2 protein-coding genes are annotated in these 768 nt (G+C 73.0%); both read left to right on the top strand.

Annotated elements, in window-relative coordinates; translation table 11 throughout:
• The first annotated feature begins 72 nt into the window (after window positions 1–72).
• Complete coding sequence (locus ADK57_RS49895) at window positions 73–300, top strand: hypothetical protein (RefSeq protein ID WP_159050057.1); 228 nt, start codon at window positions 73–75, stop codon at window positions 298–300.
• Entirely contained in the window at window positions 297–641 is a 345-nt protein-coding gene (locus tag ADK57_RS49890) for a hypothetical protein (protein ID WP_159050056.1), read from the top strand. The genes ADK57_RS49895 and ADK57_RS49890 overlap by 4 nt, the downstream gene beginning before the upstream one ends.
• The last annotated feature ends 127 nt before the right edge of the window (window positions 642–768 follow it).

Here is a 768-nt window from a genome sequence, read left to right as displayed (position 1 = left end):
CCCCGGGCCGTCACCCCAACCCAACCCCCAACGGCCGCACACGGCCGCCCTGTACGCCGAGAAGAGGCCCAAATGCCTGACACTGAAGACCACTGGCAACCCAGCCGCCCCGAAAAGTTCCATCGGCGAACCGGACCCGGCTGCCTCACCCCCGAACAACTCGCCCTCGCCGACGACCTCCACACCCGCGCCCTCGCACTCCGAGCCGCTTCCGAAGAGGGCCTGTCCATCCGGGAAGCCGTCGCACTCGCCGCCGTACAACTCGGCCTCGAACCGCCACGCGCTGAGGGAGCGTCGTGACCGGCCCCGCCGTCAAGGCCACCTGCCCCGGCTGCGGCCAGCCCCGCCGCATCACCGTTGCCGGAGTCTTCGGCCGCCACCGCCGAGGCCAACTCACCTGCCCCGGCGCCGGGCAACGCGCCGTAGGCGTCACCCCACCCGTCTCTCAGCGCGGACCGGCCGGGCTCACCGCGCCATCCCCGCCCGACGAACCCGCAGCTGGCCGCTCCTGCGACGCCGGACACTGCGACCGCCCGTCCATCGGCTGGCGCCTGTTCCGAGGCCAACGCGAATGGCTGCCCGTCTGTGGCCTCCACATGGAAGGCCCCACCGGCCGGACCCGCATCCACGACCCCGCCTGACCCGCCCGCCCCCCGCTGTCCGGCCCGCCCCCGGGCCGTCACCCCAACCCAACCCCCAACGGCCGCACACGGCCGCCCTGTACGCCGAGAAGAGGCCCAAATGCCTGACACTGAAGACCACTGGCAA

Source organism: Streptomyces sp. MMG1533, from assembly GCF_001279775.1.
In the GTDB taxonomy this organism is placed as follows: domain Bacteria; phylum Actinomycetota; class Actinomycetes; order Streptomycetales; family Streptomycetaceae; genus Streptomyces.
Note: the sequence above shows the minus strand (reverse complement) of the source record. Positions and strands in the feature narration are given on the sequence as shown.

Excerpts from the sequence above, each read along its gene's own strand:
- ADK57_RS49895 (WP_159050057.1), top strand. The coding sequence starts at position 73 with ATGCCTGACACTGAAGACCACTGGCAACCCAGCCGCCCCGAAAAGTTC.